The sequence below is a fragment of the Deinococcus aquiradiocola genome, assembly GCF_014646915.1.
Lineage (GTDB): Bacteria > Deinococcota > Deinococci > Deinococcales > Deinococcaceae > Deinococcus > Deinococcus aquiradiocola.
In genome coordinates this window covers 1-23,477 of sequence record NZ_BMOE01000012.1, presented here as the reverse complement: position 1 = coordinate 23,477, position 23,477 = coordinate 1, and the positions used below count along the sequence as shown (strand labels likewise).

Here is a 23,477-nt window from a genome sequence, read left to right as displayed (position 1 = left end):
GTAAATGCATCAACTTTGGTAAGATTCTAGCGTTCTTTCTACCGTCTTCACCCGCTGCAGCAACTCTTCCCGCGTGTGTCCGACCACGTTCACATGCCCCAGCTTGCGGCCGGGCTTGTTGGTCTTGTGGTACAGGTGCAGGTGCGTACCGGGAATGCGGTCCAGGGCGTCCCAGTCGGGCTCCTGTCGGTCGGTGCCCGGCCCTTCCGGCCAGCCGAGGATGTTGACCATCGCACACGGCAGGAGCGGCTGGAAGTCCTGCAGCGGGAAGCCCAGAGCGGCGCGGACGGCCACCTCGAACTGGCTCACGCCGCCGCCGTCCTGCGTGAGGTGGCCGCTGTTGTGCACGCGTGGCGCGACCTCGTTGACGAGGAGCGTACCGTCCTGCAGTTCGAAGAATTCCAGCGTGATGAAGCCCGTGACGTTCCACGCTTCGGCCACGGCGCGCGCCAGGGTGCGCGCCTGAAGGGCGGTGTCCGGGCTGCTGCTGGCGGGGAACACGCTGCGGCGCAGGATGCCTTCCCGGTGTTCGTTCTCGACGAGCGGCCCGAAGCTCAGCGTGCCGTCCGGGCCGCGCGCGACACCCAGGCTCACCTCGCGCACGAAGGGCACGAGGCCCTCCAGCACGCACGGCACACTGCCCAGCGCGGTCCACGCGGCGTGCAGGTCGTCGCCGGGCTGCACGCGCACCTGTCCTTTGCCGTCGTACCCCAGTTCGGAGGTCTTCAGGATGCCGTGCCCGCCCACGGCGTCCAGCGCGCCCGGCAGGTCGCCCGGCGTCTCGATGCTGCGGTACGGAGCGACGCCCGCCCCGGCGGCTGTGAGGGCGGCCTTCTCGCGCGCGCGGTGCTTGCTGAGGTGCAGCACGCCCGGCGCGGGCCGCAGCGGCACGCGGCCATCCAGCTGCGTGGTGGCGTCCACCGGGACGTTCTCGAACTCCAGCGTCACGGCGTCGCAGGCGCGCAGGCGTTCCAGTCCGGCCGCGTCGGTGTACGCGGCGTGCAGGTGCTCGGCGTTCAGGCGGGCGGGGGCCTGCGCGTCCGGTTCCAGCACCACGCAGCGCACGCCGAGCGGCAGGGCGGCCGCGGCGAGCATCTGCGCGAGCTGCCCGCCGCCCAGGATGCCGAGCGTCCGTTCGCGCGGCGTGCCGTGCAGGCGGTCGTCCGTGCGGGGGCGCGTCACGCTTCGCCCGCCTGCGGCTGCCCGTCGAAGTACGGGTCGTCCAGCACGGCGCGCGTCTGCGCGGCCCGGAACGCGTCCAGCCGCCCTCGGACGTCCGGGGCGTGCGTGGCGATCATGGCGGCGGCGAACAGGGCGGCGTTCTTCGCGCCTGCCGCGCCGATCGCGAAGGTCGCGACCGGCACGCCCGCGGGCATCTGCACGATGCTCAGCAGGCTGTCCTGTCCACTCAGCGCGCGCGACTGCACCGGCACGCCCAGCACCGGCACGCGCGTGAAGGCGGCCAGCATGCCCGGCAGGTGCGCCGCGCCGCCCGCGCCCGCGATGATCGCCGTGAAGTTCAGGCGCTCGGCCCGCGCCGCGTAGCTCGCGAGCAGGTCCGGCGTGCGGTGCGCGGACAGCACGCGCACCTCGTACATCACGCCCAGCTGCCGCAGCACGTCCAGCGTGCCGTTCATCGTGTCGTAATCGCTGCGGCTGCCCATCACCACACCCACCTGCACCGAACCTGCTGCCTGATCGCTCATCGCGTCCAGCATACGGTGCGCGGCCCGCGTCCTCCACCGGCACGTCTGCCTCCCGGCGTGGGGGCGTGCGTGGCCGCGCGAGACGCGGGCCGCCCGGACCCGCTACCCTGTCCCGGTGACCGAGCCGTCCCCCGACCCTGCAGCGTCCCCCGGCCTGCCGTCCCGCGAGCACGCGTGGCTGTTCGCGCAGACCCGTCAGGGCCGCGAGCGTGGCCCCGCGCCCGCCCGCGCCCTGCTGGACCGGCTCGGCTCGCCGGACCGGCAGTTCGGGAGTGTGCGGGTCGTCGGGACGAACGGCAAGGGCAGCGTGTGCGCCATGCTGGAGGCGGGCCTGATCGCGGCGGGCGTGCGGACGGGCCGCTTCACCAGTCCGCACCTCACGCACTTCGAGGAGCGCGTCCGGGTGGACGGCCGCGAGATTCCGCCCGCCCGGACCGTGCAGTTCGTGCGGTGGGCGCAGCGGCACGCGGGCAACGCCGCCTTCTTCGACCTCTCGCTCGCGCTGGCGGCGCAGGTGTTCGCGCAGGCGGGCGTGCAGCTCGCCGTGATGGAGGCCGGAGTGGGCGGCGAGAGCGACGCCACGCACGCCCTGTTCGGGGTGCGGGCCGTGCTGCTCAGCAACGTCGCCCTCGACCACACCGCGACCCTCGGGGAGACCGTCACCGAGATCGCGCGGGACAAGGCGTGCGCCGCCCTGCCCGGCGTGCCGTTCCTGACCACCGCGGTGGGTGAGGCGCTGGACGTGGTGCGCCGCGTCACCACCGAAACGGGCGCGCCGCTGTACACGCCCGGCACGCACCCGGACCTGTTCGCGCTCCCGCGCCCGCCGCGCCTGCCCGGACCGCACCAGGCGAGCAACGCCGCGCTCGCCGTCGCCGCGCTGCGCGTCCTGAACCACGGGGACGGCACGGACGCCTCCCTGAACGCCGACTGGCCCGCCCGCCTGCAGCGCTTCCGGGTGGCGGGCCGCACCGTGCTGCTCGACGGGGCACACAACCCCGCCGCGGCCGCCGCACTCGCCCTGGCCGTCCCGCGCGCCGACGTGCTGCTCTTCGGGAGTCTGGCCCGCAAGGACAGCGCTGCCACCCTCACGGCCCTGCTGCCGGTCGCGCCCACCCGCGTCCTCACGCACCCCAGCCCGCACCCGCCGCAGGCGGACCTGCACGCCCTCGCCGCGTGGAGCGGCGCGCACGTCCTGCAGGACCCGCACGCCGCGTACGCGCACGCCCTCGCGCTCACCCCGCCGGGCGGAACGCTGCTCGTCGCGGGCAGCCTGTACCTCGCCGGGACGCTCCTGCCGACCCTGACCGACAGCACTTGACACCCCGAGCGGCAGCCCGTATACTTCCTTCCGCTGCCAGACGCAGCGCCGCACCTGGGTCGTTAGCTCAATCGGTAGAGCAGCTGACTCTTAATCAGCGGGTTGTAGGTTCAAGTCCTACACGACCCACCAGAAGACACCCCCGCCCCGCGCGGGGGTGTTGCGTTGCGGCGTACACGGGGCGGGCCGGGCGGCATGCTATGAAGGAAGGCATGTCTGCTCTCGTGGGGTTCCGTTGGGTGATTCGTGTCGCGGGTCTGCTGGCGCTGGGTCTGGGCCTGTCGTTCTGGTCGGGGAGCGCGGGGGGGCTGGTGCAGGTGCACATGCTGCTGGGACTGCTGGTCGCAGTGAGCGTGGTGGCGCTCGCGGTGATCGCCGCGCGGCGCGGCGTGCCGGTCCCGCTGGTGGTGGTGGCGGTGCTGCTGGCGCTGGCGCTCCCGGGGCTGGGCGCGTCGCAGATGCGGATCATGCCGGGCGCGTCGCACTGGGTGATTCAGGTGGTGCACCTCCTGACGGGCCTGGGCGCCATCGGGATCGGGGAGGCCCTGGCGGGCGGGGCACTGCGGCGCCGCTGAAGCGATCCGCCCTTGCCGGAAGCTGTGCCGTGGCCGTGCGGCGAAAGAACACCGTCAGACGGCGAGCGTCACGATGAGGGCCGACCCTCCGCCGCTCAGGCAGGGGAGGGCCGCCCGTCCAGCGAGGAGGCTGCCGTCCGACCGTGAAGTTCACACCTGCCCGTCCAGCACCCCGTCCCAGGCCCCTGACCCTGGGCCGATCTTCCGTGCTGGGCGCGGGCCGGTTCGTGCCCGGCACGCCGGACTCCCCGGAGACGACGCGCGTCAAGGTGCGCGGGTACTCGTTCGCGCTGCTGGCGGCCACGCCGGGCCTGCTCCTGATCCTGCGCCTGCTGGTCGAAAAGGGCGCATACCTGTACGCGGCGCTGCACGGCACGGTGATCCTGGGGGCGGTGCTGCTGTTTCCCTTCGTGATCCTGCGCCCCTCGCGGATGGTGCAGGCCGAACGGTACTTCGCGGCGCTGCTGGTGGTGAGCGCTGCCGGGTTCCTGAGCATGTACGCGCGCCACCCGCAGCAGATCATCGGCTTCGAACTGCTGGGCAGCATCCTGCTGTTCATCGTGGCGGGCCTGCTGCTGGTGCTCCCGCCGCGCTGGTCGCTGAGCGTGTCGCTGGTGTTGCTGCTCGTGTACCGCCTGGAGGTCGCGCACCTGAGCGGGCAGGACACGGCGGGCCTGACGTTGTCGCAGTGGGTGAACACCGGGATGTTCGCGCTGCTGATGGTGGGCGTCGTGATGCGCGAGACGCTCGCGCAGCAGGCGGAACGCGTGCACCTGCTGCAGGAGATGGCGCTGCGCGACGTGCTGACGGGCCTGCTGAACCGCCGCGGCTTCGAGGAGGCGGTGCAGGCCCTGCGCGTGGACGGGCGTGGCGGGACGCTGATGGTGCTGGACATCGATCACTTCAAACCGATCAACGACACCTTCGGGCACGTGGAGGGCGACCGCCTGCTGGAAGAACTGGCGGGTGTCCTGCAGGAGCAGGCGGACCTGGGGGACGCGCTGGCCGGGCCGGGCGTGTGCGGCCGCTGGGGCGGCGAGGAGTTCGTGCTGTACATCCCGCAGCCGGACCCGCGGCAGGGGCTGCTGACTGCGGAGCGCGTGCGTGCCGAGGTGCAGGCGCGCACGGCCCTCAGGCGGCCTGTGACAGTCAGCGTGGGCGTGAGCGCCTGGTGGCCGGACGAGAAGCTGCGGCACGCGTTCCTGCGCGCCGACGAAGCCATGTACGCCGCGAAACGCGCGGGCCGCAACCGCGTGTCGCTCGCCCCGGACGGCGCGGCGCTGCGCGTCAGCGCAGGTGGCTGAGCATCAGTTCCGCCGTGTCGCGCAGCGCGTCCCGGTGCGTACGCTCGTAGGCATGACTGGCGTCCACGCCCGGCCCGATCAGCGCGGCAGGGCAGGGGAGACCGGACCTCCACGCGGCCGACGCGTCCGACCCGTAGTACGGGTAGATGTCCACCCGCAGCTCGATCCCGGCCCGGTCGGCGGCGGCCCGCAGGCGGTTCCCGAGCAGGTGGTCGTACGGGCCGCTGCTGTCCTTCACGCACAGGGTGACGTGATGCTCGCTGCTCGTCTGCCCCGTCCCGATGGCCGCCATGTCCACCGCAATCAGTTCGGTGGTGCTGCCCGGGATGCCGCTCGCCGCGCCGTGCCCGACCTCCTCGTACACCGAGATGTAGAAGTGTGTGGTGCAGCGCGGCGCGGCCGCCAGCAGAACGGGCGTCACACCGAGAAACACGGCGACGGCGGCCTTGTTGTCCAGGTGGCGGCCCTTGACGTAGCCGGCCGGCGTGAGGCGCGCGCAGGAATCGAAGCTCACGAAGTCGCCCACCTGCACGCCCAGCGCGAGCGTCTCGGCGGCCGTGCCGGTCCGGGCATCCAGGCGCACCTCCAGGGTGTCCGCGCCGCGTTTCAGTTCACGGAGTTCCGCGCCCCACACGTGCGTGCTCTGCCGGGTGTTCACGACCGTGCCGGTGAACGTGCCGGTCTGCGTGTGCACCTGCACTTCCGCGCCCTCGATGCTGGTCCAGTCGTACCCGCCGAGCTGCGTGAGGCCCAGGCGGCCGTTCTTGCGGACCTCCTTGACCATCGCGCCGAGCGTGTCGGCATGCGCGCTGAACGTCACCTCGCCGTCGCCCGGGCCGGGAACCGTCCACAGCAGCCCGCCCTTCGGGGTGCGGGCGCACGGCACGCCCAGCCGCTGCAGTTCACGCTCGATGAACTGCACGGCCCCCTCGGTATACCCGGTGGGGCTCGGGATGTTCAGCAGGTCGACCAGCAGGCGCGTGGTGTACTCCAGGTCAAGGGTGGGGGTCGCCGCGAAAGTCATGCCGGAAGATAGCGTCTGCCCGGCCGCCCCGTCCGGACGCGCTGCACGGTTCGGACGGGACGGCCGGGCGGGTCGGGGCAGCCATCACGGCCTGCCTGGAACGCGTGTCAGTTGACCATCTTGGTCTTGTTGCTCATGTAGTCCATCAGGACGTACTGCCCGATGTTGTACGGCGTGGTGAAGTACGCCTTGCCGCGCGTCATCTCCGCGACGCGCCGCACGAAGCCCACGAGTTCCGCGTCGCGCGCCAGCATGAAGGTGTTCACCTGAATACCGCTGCGGCGGCACTGCGCCACCTCGCGCAGCGTCGCGCCGAGCACGTAGGGGTCCAGGCCGTACGCGTTCTTGTAGATGCGGCCGTCCGGCAGCGTCAGCGCCGAGGGTTTCCCGTCCGTGATCATCACGATCTGTTTCATGTCCTTGTTCTCGCGTTTCAGCAGCTGCTGCGCGAGACGCAGGCCGCCCGCCGTGTTGGTGTGGTACGGCCCGATCTGCGCCTGTGCCAGCTTGCTGATCGGCACTTCCTCGGCCGAATCGTGGAACAGCACGAACTTCACGGTGTCGCCCGGGTACTGCGTGCGGATCAGGTGCGCGAGGGCCAGCGCCACCTGCTTGGCAGGCGTGAAGCGGTCCTCGCCGTACAGGATCATGCTGTGCGAGCAGTCGAGCATCACCACCGTCGCCGCCGAGGAGCTGTACTCGCTCTGCCGCACGACGAGGTCGCCGCTGTCCATGTTCTCGAAGCCCTTGGTGATGACGTTGCTGAGGGTGGCGGTCGTGTCGAGGTTCAGGGTGTCGCCGAACTCGTAGTTCTTCAGTTCGCCCATCATGTCGATGCCTGAAGAGTAGTCGCGCGTCTCGTGCGCGCCCGCGCTGCTGCGGCCCAGGCCGCCCATCAGGTCGCGCAGGCTCTTGTAGCCGAGGAAGTCGATGCTCTTGTCGGTCAGGTTGAATTTCGCGTCGCCCGGCTGGCCGGCCCCGCCGCCCTCGCCGTCCTCGAATTCCTTGCGGATGAAGCCGTCCTGCTGGAGTTTGTCCATCATGCGCTGGATCTGCTGCCCGAGGCGGGATTCCTGGATGTCGCCGCCCTGCATGGCCTCGGCGAGCATGTCGTCGGGGATCATGCCTTTCTCGGCGAGGGCGTTGAGGATGGCGTCGAAGAGGTCGTCCATGCTGGGGCGCGTGTTGGGGTCGGGGTCGTAGGGGTCGTTCATGCCCTGACCCAGCAGCGCTTCCTGGATCATCTGCATGAGTTCGCCCGAGTCGATGTCGTCGAGTTCGCTCTCGAATTTGCTGTAACGGGTCAGGCGGGCCATGTGTACCTCCGGGGTGGGTGGGAAAGGGCGGCCCTGCGGTGGGTGCGGGTCCGCGTGCGTGAAGTGCCCACAGCATGCGCCACAATCGCGGCGCGGTTTGTGACGTTGCGGGACCTGATGCGCCGCGCGGGCCATGCCCACGGCAGGGTGCGGGGCGGTGGGCGCGCCGCTGCGGGAAGGTGTCCTGCGGCACATCTTCATGAAGTGCTGATCCACCCTGTCGGGGTGGTGCCGGGCATGGGTCCGCCGCAGCACCTCTCGGCCCACCAGGTGCGGCCGGAGGCCGCTGGGAGGGGAGCGTCGCCTCGACCGTTCATTCGGTTGCGCCCGATTCGGTTGCGGCAGCCTGTGACACATGTAAGCCACACGTAAGAAGCGTCTGGGTAGCCTGAACGCACCCTGAATGGGCAAGCTGTACCCGCGAGACGCGTCCCGAACCCCGGACGGCAACCCCCCCCACTCACCCAAGGAGACCTCATGTGTCGCCCGCCGCCCTCCCCGAACCCCGCCCGTGAGGGCCGGGTGACGCGTGAGGGTCCCCTGCGCTCCTGAGCGCGTCCCAGCCGAACCGCTCCCACTGCCCGCGTCCGTCCCACACCGCTTCAAGGAGAACCACGTGAACCTGAGCCGAAAAGTCCTCGCCCTGATGGTCGCCCTGGCCGCCGGAGCCGCCGGAGCCGCCGGAACCACCGCCGGTACCGTCATCAACAACCAGGCGAGCGCCACCTACACCGACCCCAGCACCAGCACCGCCGCCAGCACCGTGTCCAACACGGTCAGCACCACCGTCAACCCCGTCCCGAACTTCACCATCACCCCCAACGACGTCGGCCCCGGCGCCACCCAGAACGCGCCCGTCCCCGCCTACGACAAGACCGGCGTGGTGCCCGGCAGCCAGCAGGCCTTCCAGTACGTGGTCAGCAACACCGGCAACACGCCCGTCACCGTGAACCTCACCACCCAGAACCGTACGGACACCACCGTGACCGGCGTCGCGTACTACCTCGACACCAACGGCGACGGCCTGTACACCCCCGGCACCGACACCCCCCTCACCGACACCAACGGCGACGGCACCGTCGACACCGGCTCCATCGCGCCGGACGCGAAGGTCAACATCCTGCAGGTGTACACGGTCCCCACCACCGCCACGCCCGGCAGCTACTACGGTGCCGATCCCGTCGGCGCGGGCCAGTACGACCCCACCTACAAGCCCGGCAACGCCGTGCCCACCACCACCTCCACCACCGTCGTCCCGGACCCCACGACCGGCACGGGCGCCCTCACGGACCTCGACAACTTCAACCGCGTGCTCGTGTACACCCCGCAGGTCACGCTCGGCCCGATCGACGCGAACTCCCCCGGCGGCACCGCGCCCGTCGGCACCGGCCCCACCGACGGCCAGACCAACCCGGCCAGCGGCAGCACGCCCGGCGGCACGCAGCCCACGTATACCGACCCCACCAACCCCGCCACGCCCATCGGCGTGTCCGGCAGCACCCAGAAGGCCTACCCGCCCGCCGACGCCGACACGACCACCGCCGACAAGGTCACCTTCGTCAACAGCATCACCAACACCGGCACCAACACCGACAGCTTCTTCCTGCTGCCCCCCACCGGACTCGCGGCCGGCGTGACCGTCACGTACCTCGACGCCAGCGGCAACCCCCTGCCGCTCGTCACGAACCCCGCCGACGGCAACCAGTACCCGCAGCTCACGAACATCGCCCCGGGCACCACCGTCAACTTCCGCGTGGTCGTCACGTACCCCGACACGGACGGCACCACGCCGCCCGTCAGCCCCATCACCGTCAACGTGCCCGTCGACTCGGCCTCCGACGCCGACGCCACCCCGAACGCCACCGCGACCAACATGATCTACCCGCCGGTCCTGCAGTTCGGTGACGCGACCGCCGCGCTCGGCACGACCCCCACGCCCGCCCCCGACCAGCTGGTCACGCCCGCCACCGCGCCCGGCCTGACCAGCAACGACAACGGCGACAGCACCGCCATCTTCCCGATGGACCTCGCCAACATCGGCGGGTACGACGAGGCGTACAAGCTGACCGGCAGCGTCACCGTGCCGCTCGCGGCGGGCGGCACCACCACCGTGACCGTCAAGTACTACATCGACACCAACGCCGACGGCAACCCCGACACCCTCCTGACCGTGGACGGCAGCGGCAACTACGTGTCGCCCGTCGTGCCGGCCGGCACCGAGCAGAAGGTGTACGCCGTCATCGACATCCCCGCAGGCGCGGCCGCGACCGTCACGAACGGCACCAGCAGCCCGCTCGCCGTGAGCCAGCAGGCGACGGGCGCCGTGAGCGGCATCGTCCGCCAGGACAACAACGACACCGTCAGCATCGCGCCCACCGGCACGATTGCCCTCACCAAGTCCGTCGACAAGACGAACGCCAAGCCCGGCGAGGACCTGACGTACACCATCGTCGCCAAGAACGGCTTCAACACCGCCATCAAGAACTTCGTGCTCAAGGAAGCGGACGGCACCGGCAGCACCAACGTGTTCGCCAACTCGGTCTTCAAGAGCGTCGTCGCCTCCCTGAACCCCGCCGTGGTCGCGCCCGGCCAGATCGTGTACCGCTTCAACGGCGGCAGCTGGCAGACGAGCGCCGCCCCCACCGTGCCGCTCACCAGCGTCACGACCGTGGACGTCGCCTACGACAGCAACGGCGACGGCACCATCACGGCCCTCGACACCCTCGACGTGAGCGCCACCCTCACCGAGACGCTGGTCGTCACCATCAAGTAACCGCGCAGCGGCTTCTTCGGGGGGCCTCACCGGCCCCCCACCCCCCAACACCAGACCCCGAACAGCAGAACGCTCCACCTTTCCAGCCGGACCCCTTTTCCTTCAGTTCCCCTTTCCCGCACGTCCCACGCCCACGTCACCGTTTCCCGGACCCGTTCCCCGTCCCTAACCCCTCGCAGGAGGCTTCACGTGATACGTTCCCGATTCCCGATCTTCTCCGCGCTGCTGGCGCTGGCGGCCGGCCTCGGCGGTCAAGCCGGGGCGGGCGGCACCCCGGCCGGCACGGTCATCCAGAACCAGGCGAGCGCGACCGCCGACCCCATCAACCCCGGCGGTCCCGGCCTCAGCGCGCAGTCGAACGTGGTGCAGGCCGTCGTGAGCCCCGTCTGCTCGCTGTCCGTCACGCCGGACGGCAGCACCGACGCGCCCGGCCAGAGCGTCACGCTGCTCCCCACCGACACGGCCACCTTCACGTACGTCGTCACGAACACCGGCAACACCACCAACACGTACACCCTCGCGGCCCTGGTCGATCCCGCGTCCGCCTTCACGCCCGGCCCCGTCAACCTGTACCTCGACGCGAACGGCAACGGACAGCTCGACGCGGCCGAACGCGCCACCACCGTCAGCAGCCTGACGCTCGCGCCCGACCAGGCCACGAACGTGTTCCTGCTCGCCGCGACCAGCGACGCCAGCCGCGGCGACGCCTACGTGAACGTCCAGGCGGCCTGCCCGGGCGGCGCGCCCGCCGACGCGAACAACGTCTCGCGCCTGCGCGTCGGACCGCCCCCGGTGCTGAACGTCACCAAGACCTTCACGCCCGCCCTCGTCAAGCCGGGCGACACCACCACCGTCACCGTCGTCGCCCGCAACGACGGTCAGGGCGCGTCCCGCAACGTCGTGCTCGGCGACGTGCTGAACACCCTCGCCGTGCAGGGCCTCACGTACGTGCCCGGCAGCGCCGCCGCCACCACGTCCGGCACGTCCGCCGGCACCACCCAGGTCGCGCCCGAGTACAGCACCGACCTCGCCACGTACACCAGCACCGAACCGGCCGTCGTGAACGCCGTGCGCGCCAGCGTCGACAGCCTTTCTCCCGCGCAGGCCCTCACCCTCACCTTCCGCATGCGGGCCGGTGCGGGCGCCGAGAACAGACTCATCACGAACACCGCGACCGCCACCACCGGCGGCGTCAGCACCAGCGGCAGCGCCACCCTCGACGTGCGCTACCAGCCGGGCGTCGCGCTCGGCCCGGTCGGCAACCCCACCGCGCCCGAAGGGACGCCCGCCGACACGCAGGGCCAGCCGTTCGGCGTGGTCGGCCAGACCCTCTGCTTCGACCACACCCTCCTGAACACCGGCGACGTGACCGACAGCTACACCCTGAACCTCACGCTCACGCAGGGCCAGGCGAACACCACCCTGCTCGGCCCGGACGGACGGCCGCTCGCGCAGCCCGTCACGCTCCAGCCGGGCGAGAGCGTCACCGTGCGCGTCTGCTACACCCCCACCGCCGCCGGACCCATCCAGGCGACCCTGACGGCCACCGGCACGCGCGGCACCAGCAACACCACCACCGACACAGTCGGCAAGGTCGAGGCGGGCGCCCCCACCCTCCGCAAGAGCGCCAGCGTGACCGGCACCCTCAAGATCGGGGACAGCGTCACGTACACCCTGACCCTCAACAACCCCTACACCGTCGCCCTCACCGCCGCGCTCGCCCAGGACCGCCTGCAGAACGAACTGACCTTCGTGAGCGCCTCCGACAACGGCACGTACGACCCCGCCACCCGCACCGTCCGCTGGAACCTCGGCACGCTGCAGCCCGGCGAGACGCGCACCCTGACCGTCACCGCCACCGTCGCTGCCAGCGCGCAGGACGGCCAGACCATCGCCAACACCTTCACGCTCGGCAGCGCCGAACTCCCGGCCCCCGTCATCTCCAACGAGGTCCAGAACCCCGTGTGGTCCGCGCAGCTCGTCATCGTCAAGACCGTCAACAACCTGCAGCCCGTGTACGGCGACCGCCTCACGTACACGCTCGTCATCCAGAACACCAGCAAGGTCACGCCCATCACGAACGCCGTCATCACCGACACGCTCCCCACCGGCCTGATCTACATTCCCGGCACCAGCACCCTCGCGGGCGCCCCGTACCAGGACCCGCAGCTGAACGGTCAGGTCATGACCTGGAGCGGCCTGAGCATCCCCGCCGCCGGTGAGATCCGCATCACGTACGGCATCCGCGTGACGCCCGACGCGACCGGCGACCTCGTGAACACCGTGGTCGTGAAAGGCAACGGCGGCGACGCGACCGCCATCGCCAGCAACACCGCGACCGCCAAGGTCAAGGTCAAGCCCCTGAACTTCGCGCCGCTCGGCGACATCATCGGCTACGTGTACGTGGACCGCAACCGCGACGGCGTGTACGACCAGCGCAACGACCTGCCGCTCGCCAACGCCCGCGTCATCCTCGCCGGGGGCCGCATCTCCCTCACCGACACCGAAGGCCGCTACCACTTCGCGTCCGTGCCCTTCGGCACGCAGGCCCTGCGCCTCGACCTCGCTTCCGTCCCGTACGACCCGCTGAAACTCCCGCAGGAGGGCGGCCTGAACGGCACGCAGACCGTGCAGGTGCTCGGCCTCACCAGCGTGGACTTCCCGCTCGGCCCGGTCGGCGGCGACATCCAAGTGCTGCGCCGCACCACCCTCACCCTCGGTGAGCTGACCGTCCAGAAGACCGTGTACGTGAACGGCGACACCTACACCGTGCAGCTGCGCCTGAGCACCCCCGCCCCGCTGCCCGGCTTCACCCTCCGCGACCCGCTGCCCACCGGAGCGGTCCTGCAGGGCCCCGCCCCGACCTTCCCCGACCCGCTGCCCGCCGGTGACGCCGTCTACACGTACGTCTTCACGTATGGCGGTGAGCGCGGCGCGGCCGTGACGGACCCGTCCGCGAGCTGGAGGTACTGACGTGAAGACCACCCCATCCTTCCTGAGTGCCGCCCGCACACCGCTCGCCGTGTCGCTGCTGACCGCCGTTCTGCTCGGCACGGCCGCCACCGCCCACGCGCAGGAGATCAGCACCTCCCTGCCGCTCACCAGCATCGGCGATCGCCTGCTGTGGTCCGTCGGCGACCAGACGCTCACCCTCACCGTGCCCACCGAGGGCCGCGTGCAGCTGGACCTGTACAGCCCGCAGCTCGACCCCAGCGACTACCGCGCCGACACCTACTACGGCGACGAGACGTACGACCGCTCGCCCGTCTCCACCCGCTTCGACCTGCTGGACGCGCAGGGCAGCGTGGTCGCCACCCGCACCTACGCGCCCGGCACGCAGACCTGGGACACGCTCTTCGACCGGACGCTGCCCGCAGGCACGTACCGCGTGCGCGCCAGCACCACCGGCAACGCCAAGAACACCTTCGCGCTGCGCCTGACCGGGTCGAGCGCGTCCATCAGCGCCGACCGCCTCGCCGTGAACGTGCACTCGCGGACCTTCGTGCCGGTCCTGAACGTCACCACCGACGGCCCCGGCTACGAACTCCAGATGTACGACGGGGACGGCCGCACCGAACTCGAAGCGCAGCTGCGCGACGCGTCCGGCCGCGTCTACCCGCTCACGGTCAGCGAGCAGCGCGGCAGCGTCAGCCTGCCCCTCCCGGACGCCGCCGGACGCTACACCGTCGAACTGCGCCAGCCGGACACCGCCCGGCAGTACAGCAACACCGTCGGCTTCTCGCTGCAGCGCAGCGGCACGGACCGCCCCATCACGCTCAGCAGCGTCGACACGCTCGGCCTGCTGCGCGTCGAGGCGGAACTGCTCCTCCCGACCGGCACCACGTCCATCAACGTGCCCGTCACGGTCGGCACCGAGACCGTCAACAGCGAACCCTTCGAGGCGCAGCGCCCCGCCGCCACGTACCCCGTCCGCGTGAACCCCGTCGCGGGCGCCGAGGTCAGCGCGCCGGACAGCGTCACCGTCCGCAAGGGCGAGACGGCCGTGGTGCGCGTGCAGGTGAAACCCACCGTCACCCTGGACCTGCAGGCGGACCGGCGCGAGGTGTGCGTCGGTGACGTGGTGCGCTTCACGGCCCGCGCCATTACCGCGTACGCGGGCGACCTGCCCTTCGACCTGACGCTCAGCAGCGACACCCTGACCTTCACCGGCACGCCCGCCCTGAGCGGCACCCTGAACGCCGCCACGCCCGGCGAACTGAGCGTCGAGGCGACCGCGACCCGCGCGGGCGACGTGAGCGTCCTCGCGCGTCTGTCCCCCTGGGACGACGCGAAAGCCGTCGGCGTGACGGTCCTGCAGGACGCGACCGCCCTGCAGCTGCGCCGCACCGACCCGGACGCCACCCTGACGGGCGAGACCGTCACCGTGCGCCTGAGCGTCACGAACACCGGCAGCGACACGCAACCGTACCGCCTGTCCGACATCCCCGGCACGGGCCTCGAACCGCTCGACCCGATCGGCTGGAGCGGCACCCTGCAGCCCGGCGAGACGCGCGACTTCAGCTACCGCGCCCGCGTGACCGGCGAACCCGGCAGCAGCACACGCCTGCAGGCCAGCCTGAACGGCTCCGTCCTGAACGGCGTGCCCTGCGGCACCCCGCAGACCGCGCAGGGCCTCGTGCAGGTCCTGAAGCCCGCCCCGCGCCCCGCGCCCACCGCGCAGCGCCGCTCCACCGTCACGCTGCCCTTCACGGCCCCCACCCAGGCGCGCACCCTCGTCGTCAGTCACGCCTTCCCGGACGGCGCGACGTACGTGCCCGGCAGCAGCCGCCTGAACGGCCAGCCGATCCCCGACCCGCTGCAGGGCGCGAGCGGCCGCCTGTACTGGCCGCTGAACGCCCAGCAGAGCGGCGTCGTCAGCTACGACCTCACGCACACCGGCGAACTGCCCGCCCTGGCCCGCCCCGCCCTCCTCGCCCGCTACGCCCGCGAGCGCGACGAGGTGCTGCAGGGCACCTTCTCCCTCAGCGACCTCGCGGGCGCGCAGCCGCTCGGCAGCGTCACGCAGGACCAGCCGAGCGAGAACCCCGGCGACATCAAACTCCCGCTCGCCGGCACCGTGTTCCGCGAACGCGACCGCGTCACCGTCACCGTCGAGGGCCCCCTGGACCAGACGCTCGCCCCCACCATCAACGGCCAGCCGCTCCCCGCCCGCCAGATCGGCAGCCGCACCACCGACACCGACACCGGCCGCCAGCGCCTCGACTACGTCGGCGTGCCCGTCGCACCCGGCCGCAACGTCATCCAGCTGGGCGATCAGACCGTCACCGTGTACTACGCGGGCGCCGCCACCCGCGTCACGTTCACGCCCGTGAACGTCGTCGCGGACGGCACCACCCCCCTGCGCTTCAAGGTCACGTCCCTCGACGCGGCCGGACAGGGCAGCATCGAACGCTACCTGAGCGTCGCCAGCACCCTCGAACCGCTCACGCCCGACGCGAGCGCCAACGACGCCGGCTACCAGATCGCCCTCAAGGACGGCGCCGGCGAACTCGTCCTGGCCCCGCAGGCCACCCCGACCGCGCTCGCCCTCACGGTCATCGTGGGCGGCAAACCCCAGACGAGCCGCTTCCAGATCGTGCCCGACCAGGGCCGCGTCGGCGTCGGCACGCTCAGCGCCACCCTCGGTTTCGGCAACCAGAACGCGGCCGCCAGCCTCAGCGTCCAGGCCCGCGCGTACTACGAAGGCCCCCTGCTGGGCGGCAAACTGTACGTCGCGGCCGACAAGGACGGCCTGCCCACCAGCACCAACCCCTACCTGCGCTACCCCGCCTACGGCGACAGCAGCACCCAGACCATCCCCCTGCAGGGCATCGACCCCGTCGCCTTCAACTACGACCACCCCGCCTTCCACGCGCAGTACCGCCAGGGCAGCCTGCCCATCACGGTCTTCAGCCTCGGCGACAACCTGACCGCGCTCTCCGGGTACAGCAAGACCAACCCCAGCGTCGCCGCCTTCGCCGCCTTCGTGCCCGGCGACCTCAAGAGCGAAACCCTGATCCCCAACGGCACGCGCCTCCTGCGCCTCAAGAGCGGCCTGATCGTGCAGGACAGCGAGAGCCTGCAGCTCATCACCAGCCGCAACGGCCAGGAACTCAGGCGCAGCACCCTCACGCGCTACGTCGACTACACCCTCGACCCCGACACGGGCGTCATCACGCTCACGCGCGGCCTGGAACGCCTCGACGACGCCCTCAACGACCTCAGCATCCTCGCCAGTTACCGCCTTGCCGACCCCAGGCTCGGCCGGACCCTCGCGTACGGCGCCGAAGCGCGTTACGTCGCCCCGACCTTCAGTGTCGGCGCGGCCGTCGTGAGCCTCGACGGCAAACTCACGACCGGCGTGCGCGGCGCCTTCGACAACGGCACCGTCCAGGCGAGCGGCCTCGCCGCGTACGCGGGCGGCGTGCAGCTCAGCGCCGACCTCAGCGCCGCCTTCGGCGACACCACCGCCACCGCACAGGCCCGCTACCAGGACAGCGGCTACGACGGCCTGAACACCTTCAGCGTCGGCACGAACCTCCGCGCGAACGTCACCACCCGCTTCACGCCCGTCCTCGGCGCGACCGTCGACGCCGAATACCACGCGCTCCCCGCCGGACAGGGCCAGACCGGGCAGGGCGTCCTCGACAACACCGGCGGCAGCGTCAGCGCCCGCGCCAGCTACCGCTTCCAGCCCTTCAGCGTCGGCGCGGGCATCAAGGCCGCGTTCGGCGACGTGAACGGCGTCGGCGTGGTCGGCAGCGTCGGCTACCACCAGGCGCCCTTCGACGTGGACGTCACGCACACCCAGCCGCTCAGCGGCAACCTGAAACCCGTCACGGACTTCGCCGCGAAGACCGCCATCGGCAAGGTGTACCTCGGCCTGCGCGACACGCTCACCTGGGGCGGGGACAACGTCGCCGCCCTCACCCTCGAAACGGCGCTCGGCAACACCAACTACGCCGTCAGCTACGAACTCCCCAACGCCAGCGGCACCGGCAACCGCGCCCGCTTCGGCGTCGACACCAGCCTCCCGCTCAACGACCACCTCACGCTCGGCCTGCGCGGCGCCCTGCTGCGCGACCTCGGCAAAGGCAGCAACGAAGCCACGGCCGGGGCGGACCTCCGCTACCAGACCGACACCCTCAGCGCCAGCGTCGGCGGCGACGTCGCCTTCCGCTCCGGCATCCTGAACACCGTCCTGCGCGGCGGCATCACCGGCAGCCTCAGCCGCAACCTCACCCTCACCGCCGACGGCACCCTCGACCTCACCAGCACCAACCCCGGCGCGCGCGCTGCGCTCGGCTACGCCTACCGCGAAGGCCCCTGGAACAGCCTCGGCTACCTGCGCTACACGCAGGGCAGCCTCTCCGGCGGCCAGCCGGAACTGAGCGCCGGGACCAGCGCCGAGTACCACCAGCCGCGCTTCGCGGTCCGCGCCGGACTCGACAGCCGCACCCTGCTGAACGACCCCGACAGCTTCACGTACCAGCCCAGCCTCGGCGGCACGTACTACCTGACCAGCGACCTCGGCGTCGGCGCGTGGGGCCGCGCCCTCATCCAGCCTGCCACCGGCACCACCCAGATCGGTTACGGCCTGGAAGGCAGCCTCCGCGCCCTGCCCGGCACGTGGGTCAGCGTCGGCTACAACTTCGCGGGCTTCGACGGCCTCAGCGGCCAGAGCGGCGCGTACACCCGCCCCGGCCTGTACCTGCGCCTGGACCTCACGCTCGACGAAACGGAACTCGGCACCGGGAAATGACGCCCGTGACCGCCAGAGAATGGCCCCAGCACCCGCAGTCCCCCACCGCCTGACACCAATCGACACGCCGCGCAGAGGATGGCCTCTGCGCGGCGACACCACGGGGGAACCATCTTGACTCGGAACGTGAACACCACGCCAACCCAGCCGCTGCTGGCGTACATGAAGCAACTCCTGACGGGCCTCGTCCTGCTCGCCGCGCTGCTCGGCACGGGCACGGCAGGGGCCGCCGGTCTGAACCTCACCTTCAGCGCGGGCACGAACGTTGCAGGCGGCGGCGCGTGCGCCGTGACGGTCGGCAGCCAGTGCAAGTACACCAACGTGGTTTCCGGGGCTGGGAGCGGCGTCTTCCAGCGGGACGCCATCATCACCGTCGTGAGCTTCAACGGCGGCGCGAGTCTGGGCGCCACCTTCGACAACGACGCTGTCACGTACACGGACGCGGCGGGCACCGCCGTCGCGGGCGCGCACCCAGAGGTGTTCTCGCCCGTCGTGAACGCCCCGGCCACCACCCCGAACCGCACCTCCTGGGTGGAATTCCGGATCCAGTTCTACACGCCCGGCACCGCCACCCTCAACCCGCTGAACGGCACGGTCTACCTGACGAGCTTCGACACGGACTCCAACTCCACCACCGACGCGAACGCCCTGCGGGAATTCGTGGAATTCGTCAGCCCGACCGCCTCCGGCCTGGCTTCACCGACCCTGCAGGTCGCGGGAACGCCCGTCGCGGGCGGCAGCAACTACGGCGTCGCCCTCGCCACCAATTCCGTCGGCGGCATCACCGTCGACCCCAGGTACAAGGTGAGCGGTCAGTACGTGAACCCCGGCACCATCACCTTCGAAGTCGGAGCCGTGCAGGGCAGCGCTGCTGGCGGCTGTGGTGCTGCCTGCGGTCGACTCGGCGCGTACTCCTTCGTCAGTACCGACGCCGTGTACCTGCAACCGATCGTGGACGGCTACAAGTCCGTGAAACTCACCACCGACGCCGACGGGAACGGCGTCGCGTCGCCCGGCGACACCCTCACGTACACCGTCACGTACGCCAACACCGGCAACGTGGCCGAAACGAACTTCCAGATCGTCGACGCGCTGCCTTCGGGCGTCACCATCACCGCCGCGGGCGCACAGACCGTCCGACTGAACGGCACCGTCACGGCCGCCGCGCGCGACGCCACCTACACCGGTGCGGGCACCACCACCAACCTCCTCGCGGCCGGGCAGACCCTGCCCGTCAACGGGACGGTGAGCGTCGACATTCCCGTCACGATCAACCCGGTCGCCGCCGACAACACCGTGCTCAGCAACCAGACCAGCACCAGCGGCAGTTACGTGAACGCGGCCGGGACCACCATCACCGACACCAGCAAGTCCTCCGACAACGTGGACACCACCACCGCCTTCCCGCCCACCGTGTCCAGCGCGACGGGCTTCGGGACGGTCCCCACCGGCAGCCTCGCCCAGACGCAGGCCGCGACCAACGACCCCACCACCGTGACCGTGCGGCGCCTCCCCACGCTGACCCTCGACAAGACGATCGCGGCTCCGGGACGCGTGGTCGCCGCGGACCAGTTCACGGTGCAGCTGAAGAACGGCGCGGCCGTCACGGCGAGCAGCACCACCAGCGGGACAGGAACGACGGCCGGGACGGGCGCAGTCACGGTCGTGAGCGGAACGACGTACACCCTGACGGAGATCATGGCGGCGGGCACGTCGCCCCTCAGTTACTACGACACGGCCGTGACGTGCACGAACAGCACGGCCGGGTCCACCACCACGCTGCCGAGCGGGTCCGGGCAGAGCTTCACGCTGACGCCCGTCTACGGCGACGTCATCACCTGCACCCTCACCAACACCGCCCGGACGTACAGCGTCACGGGCCGCGTGTACGAGGACTACAACTACGGCGGCGGAGCGGGCCGCGCGTACAACGCAGGCCAGGGCATGAGCCTGCGCCCCAACGTGCGCGCCGAACTGTACGACGCGAGCGGCAATTACGTGACGGCAGCCCTGACGGACGCGACAGGCACGTACACCTTCAGTGGCCTGCTTCCCGCCAACTATACGGTCCGGATCGTGAACAGCTTCGTGACGTCCAGCCGCACGGGTGCCTGCGCGCAGGCCGCGAACGTCACCACGCCTCCCGCCAGCTGCACGCAACTGCCGGTACAGACGTACGTGAACGGCAACGGCAACAAGGTCGGCGGGCAGATTCCCAGCGCGGCCGACCCCGCCCTGAGCACCACCACGCTCCCCGCCGGGGCGGAATCCATCGCGGGCATCAGCGTCAGCACGGCCAGCGTGAGCGGCGTGGATTTCGGCTTCAACTTCGACACCATCGTGAACACGGCAGACACCGGCCAGGGCAGCCTGCGGCAGTTCATCGTCAACAGCAACGCGCTCGACAACAGCAGCCTCGCGCAGGTCGGGCAGACGGCCGGGAACGAGGTGTCGATCTTCAGCATTCCCGGCGCGGCCGACCCGCTCGGACGCACGGCCAACGCCAACTACTCCGGCGCGGCCGCCAAGATCGTGCTGGCCAGCAACCTGCCGTTCATCGCGAACGCGACGAACCCCACGTACGCCAACAACACCGTGGTGGACGGCGGCACGCAGACGGCCCTCAAGGACACCAACATCGCCAGCCTCGGCACGAGTTCCGTGGTCGGGACGAGCGGCACGTACAGCGTGTCCCCCGTCGCCGGACCGGAAATCGAGATCAACGGCGCGGGCGCCCGCAACGCCCTCATCAGCGTCGGCGTGGCGAGCGGCACGGTCATCAAGCGCCTGGCGTTCAGCGGCATGAACGCCGCGCAGACGTCCTCCAGCGGCAGCATCAACCGCGCGGCCGTCGTCATCAACGGCGGCACCAACACCGTCGTGCGCGACAACGCCTTCGGCGCCGTGACGAGCAACGCCGACATGGGTGCCGGGAACCGCCTCGCGGACGCCCTCGTCGCCACCAACGCCACCAACGTCCAGGTGCTCAACAACCTCTTCAGCAACCTCGCGCACCGCGCCATCCTGGGCAACACGTACAACATCGCGGCGACCAACACCCTGACCAACATGCTGATCCAGGGCAACCAGATCAACGTGACCGGCTACAGCATGGGCGGCGAGCAGACGGACGGCGAGGGCATCTTCATGTACGGCACGTACAGCGACGTGACGGTGCGCGGCAACCTCATCAGCGGCGTCGCGACCGGCAGCGGCAGCTTCGGTGACAACGCCATCGAGATCTGGCACAGCTACAACGGTTCCGCCGCGTCCAGCAGCGCCGCGCCCGGCCTGCTGATCGACGAGAACACCGTTCAGAACACGCGCGGGAACGCCATCGAACTCAGCAGCGAGAAATCCCCCACCACCTACAACCCCATCGTGGTGAGCCACAACGTCCTGACCGGCACGACCACCGGCTCCGGCGGACGCGGCGGCAACGGCATCGACGAGACCGTCGCCACGTACAACGTGACCTTCACGCAGAACTCCACGTACAACAATGCCAGACTCGGCATCGACATCGGCGGCACGACCTTCGCCACCTCGGACGGCGTGAGCGGCAACGACGGCCTGAACACCGCCCCCACCTCCAACAAGGGGCAGGACTACCCGATCTTCACCACCGCGACCCTCAACGGTACCAGCCTCACCGTGAGCGGCTACGTCGGCAGCGCGGCCGGACAGACGATCTTCGGCGCTTCCCTCGTCGAGATCTTCAAGGCCGACAACGACGGCAACCAGAACGGACCCGTGATTGCCGGGGACGGCAACACCCTGCCGCACGGCGAGGGCCGCACGTACCTCGGTTCGCTCACCGCCGACGCGAACGGCAACTTCACCGGCACCCTCACCGTCAGCGGCCTCGCGCTGGGCGACGCCATCACGGCGACCGCCACCCTCGTGGGCAACACCTCGGAATTCAACAACAACCTGCCCCTCGTGCCGGACCTCACCATCACCAAGACGCACACCGGCACGTGGACGCAGGGCGACACCGGCAAAACGTACACCCTCACCGTCACCAACGCCGGGTACATCGCCACGACCGGCACCGTCACCGTGACGGACACACTCCCCAGCGGCCTGACTGCCACCGCCATCAGCGGCAGCGGCTGGACCTGCACGCTCGGCACGCTCACCTGCACCCGCAGCGACGCGCTCGCCGTGGGCGCCAGCTACCCGGTCATCACCGTGACCGTCACCGTGGCCAGCAACGCCCCGACCAGCGTCACCAACACCGCCACCGTCAGCGGCGGCGGGCAGACCAACACCGCCAACGACACGGCCAGCGACCCCACCAGCATCAACATCAAACCGGTGGGCGTGAACGACACCGCCACCACGGCGCCCAGCACGCTGGTGAACATCCCGGTGCTGAACAACGACATCGGGACCGGCAAGGTGCTCACCAGCCTGCTGTTCCCAAGTACGGGGCAGCCCACGGGAAGCGTCGTCAGCAACGGCGGCAAGACCCTGACCAACGCGGACGGCGTGTACACCATCAAGACCGACGGGACGGTGGACTTCACGCCCGCGCTGGGCAGGACGGGCACCCTGAACCCGGTGCTGTACACCTTCGTGGACGGCGCGGGCCTCACCAGCACCCCCGCCAGCATCACCGCCACAGTGAGTGCCATCACGGCGCCCACCGCCACGGCCGACACCGCCACCACCCCCAAAGGGACGGCGGTCACGCTCGCCGGAGCCACCAACGACACGCCCGGCACCCTCCCCATCGACCCGGCCAGCGTCGTGTTCCCCACGGCCGGGCAGCCGGGCACGGCCACCGTCAGCAACGGCGGCAAGACCCTCACCGTGACCGGCCAGGGAACGTACACCGTGCAGGCGAACGGCAGCGTGCAGTTCACGCCCACGGCTGGCTTCGCGGGCGCCGCGACCCCCGTGAAGTACACCGTGGCCGACACGGCCGGCAACGTCAGCAACGCGGCCACCCTGAGCGTGACCGTGACGAACCAGCCGCCGGTGGCCGCGAACGTCACGAACGCCGTCGTGACGAGCACGGCGGGCGCGGTGAGCCTCACGCCGGGCCTGAGCGGCACCGACGCTGACGGGACCGTGGTGACGTACACCATCACGACCCTGCCGACGGCCGCCATGGGCACCCTGTCGTGCAGCGGAACGGCGATCGCCAGCGTGCCGAGCAGCTGCGCGCCTGCCAACCTGACGTTCACGCCCAACCCCGCCTTCGACGGCAACGCGACCTTCCAGTACACCGTGACGGACGACAACGGGGCCACGAGCGCGGCGGCCACGTACACGATTCCCGTGAACAAGCCTCCGGTCGCGGTCAATGACTCGGGCGCGACAAACCCCCTGACCAGCGTGACCTTCAGCATCACCGGCAACGACACCGACACCGCCCCCGGCACGCTCGACCTGACGAGCGCCGTCTTCGACCCCAGCAGCACCGGCACCATCAGCAACGCGGGCAAGACGCTGGTCGTGTCCGGCGAGGGCACCTACACGCTGGACAACAGCGGCAACGTGACCTTCCTGCCGGTGGCCGGCTTCAACAACGGCACGAGCACCGCCAAGTACACCGTGAAGGACAACAACGGCGCCATCAGTAACGTCGCCACCATCTCGGTCGCGGTGCCGGCGAGCGTGGACCTGGCGATCACGAAGGCGGGCCCGGCGTACTTCCGGCCCGGGGAGACCGTGTCGTACACCCT

General features: G+C 70.7%; 11 protein-coding genes and 1 tRNA gene. 8 read left to right on the top strand and 4 right to left on the bottom strand.

From position 1 onward, the window contains the following. Positions 1–9: 9 nt before the first annotated feature. Together purK and purE are read right to left on the bottom strand one after the other, a co-directional pair. Positions 10–1,182, bottom strand: a complete 1,173-nt coding sequence (purK, locus tag IEY33_RS14785; RefSeq protein WP_268238840.1) for a 5-(carboxyamino)imidazole ribonucleotide synthase — start codon at positions 1,180–1,182, stop codon at positions 10–12. Beyond that, on the bottom strand, positions 1,179–1,706 hold the full coding sequence (gene purE / locus IEY33_RS14780) for a 5-(carboxyamino)imidazole ribonucleotide mutase (RefSeq protein ID WP_188964062.1): 528 nt from the start codon (positions 1,704–1,706) through the stop codon (positions 1,179–1,181). Before purE ends, purK begins: the two co-directional genes overlap by 4 nt. Positions 1,707–1,821: 115 nt before the next feature. On the opposite strand from purE, the gene IEY33_RS14775 reads away from it, so the two are divergent. From IEY33_RS14775 to IEY33_RS14760, 4 genes are all read left to right on the top strand, one after another. Next, the gene (locus tag IEY33_RS14775; protein WP_229671044.1) at positions 1,822–3,027 is read left to right on the top strand and encodes a glutamate ligase domain-containing protein; all 1,206 of its coding nucleotides are present in this window, start codon (positions 1,822–1,824) and stop codon (positions 3,025–3,027) included. A 56-nt stretch (positions 3,028–3,083) separates the two neighbouring features. After that, a tRNA-Lys gene (locus tag IEY33_RS14770) sits at positions 3,084–3,159 on the top strand. Between the two features lie 80 nt (positions 3,160–3,239). Continuing rightward, the gene (locus IEY33_RS14765) at positions 3,240–3,602 is read left to right on the top strand and encodes a hypothetical protein (protein ID WP_188964061.1); all 363 of its coding nucleotides are present in this window, start codon (positions 3,240–3,242) and stop codon (positions 3,600–3,602) included. A 143-nt stretch (positions 3,603–3,745) separates the two neighbouring features. Then, the gene (locus tag IEY33_RS14760; protein WP_188964060.1) at positions 3,746–4,906 is read left to right on the top strand and encodes a GGDEF domain-containing protein; all 1,161 of its coding nucleotides are present in this window, start codon (positions 3,746–3,748) and stop codon (positions 4,904–4,906) included. Here the strand turns inward: IEY33_RS14760 and IEY33_RS14755 are convergent. Beyond that, positions 4,890–5,930, bottom strand: coding sequence for a M42 family metallopeptidase (locus IEY33_RS14755; RefSeq protein WP_188964059.1), 1,041 nt, complete (start codon positions 5,928–5,930; stop codon positions 4,890–4,892). The two genes, IEY33_RS14760 and IEY33_RS14755, sit on opposite strands and share 17 nt — an antisense overlap. A 107-nt stretch (positions 5,931–6,037) precedes the next feature. Then, complete coding sequence (locus tag IEY33_RS14750) at positions 6,038–7,246, bottom strand: vWA domain-containing protein (RefSeq protein WP_188964058.1); 1,209 nt, start codon at positions 7,244–7,246, stop codon at positions 6,038–6,040. Between the two features lie 616 nt (positions 7,247–7,862). On the opposite strand from IEY33_RS14750, the gene IEY33_RS14745 reads away from it, so the two are divergent. The 4 genes from IEY33_RS14745 to IEY33_RS14730 form a co-directional block, all read left to right on the top strand. Beyond that, complete coding sequence (locus IEY33_RS14745) at positions 7,863–10,019, top strand: hypothetical protein (protein WP_188964057.1); 2,157 nt, start codon at positions 7,863–7,865, stop codon at positions 10,017–10,019. A 189-nt stretch (positions 10,020–10,208) separates the two neighbouring features. Further along, positions 10,209–12,992 carry a DUF11 domain-containing protein gene (locus IEY33_RS14740; RefSeq protein ID WP_229671043.1) on the top strand — a complete coding sequence of 928 codons (2,784 nt, stop codon included), beginning with the start codon at positions 10,209–10,211 and terminating at the stop codon, positions 12,990–12,992. Between the two features lies 1 nt (position 12,993). Beyond that, entirely contained in the window at positions 12,994–17,781 is a 4,788-nt protein-coding gene (locus IEY33_RS14735; protein ID WP_229671042.1) for a COG1470 family protein, read from the top strand. Between the two features lie 126 nt (positions 17,782–17,907). Further along, the coding region (locus IEY33_RS14730; RefSeq protein ID WP_188964056.1) for a beta strand repeat-containing protein at positions 17,908–23,477 on the top strand (5,570 nt) is incomplete at its 3' end.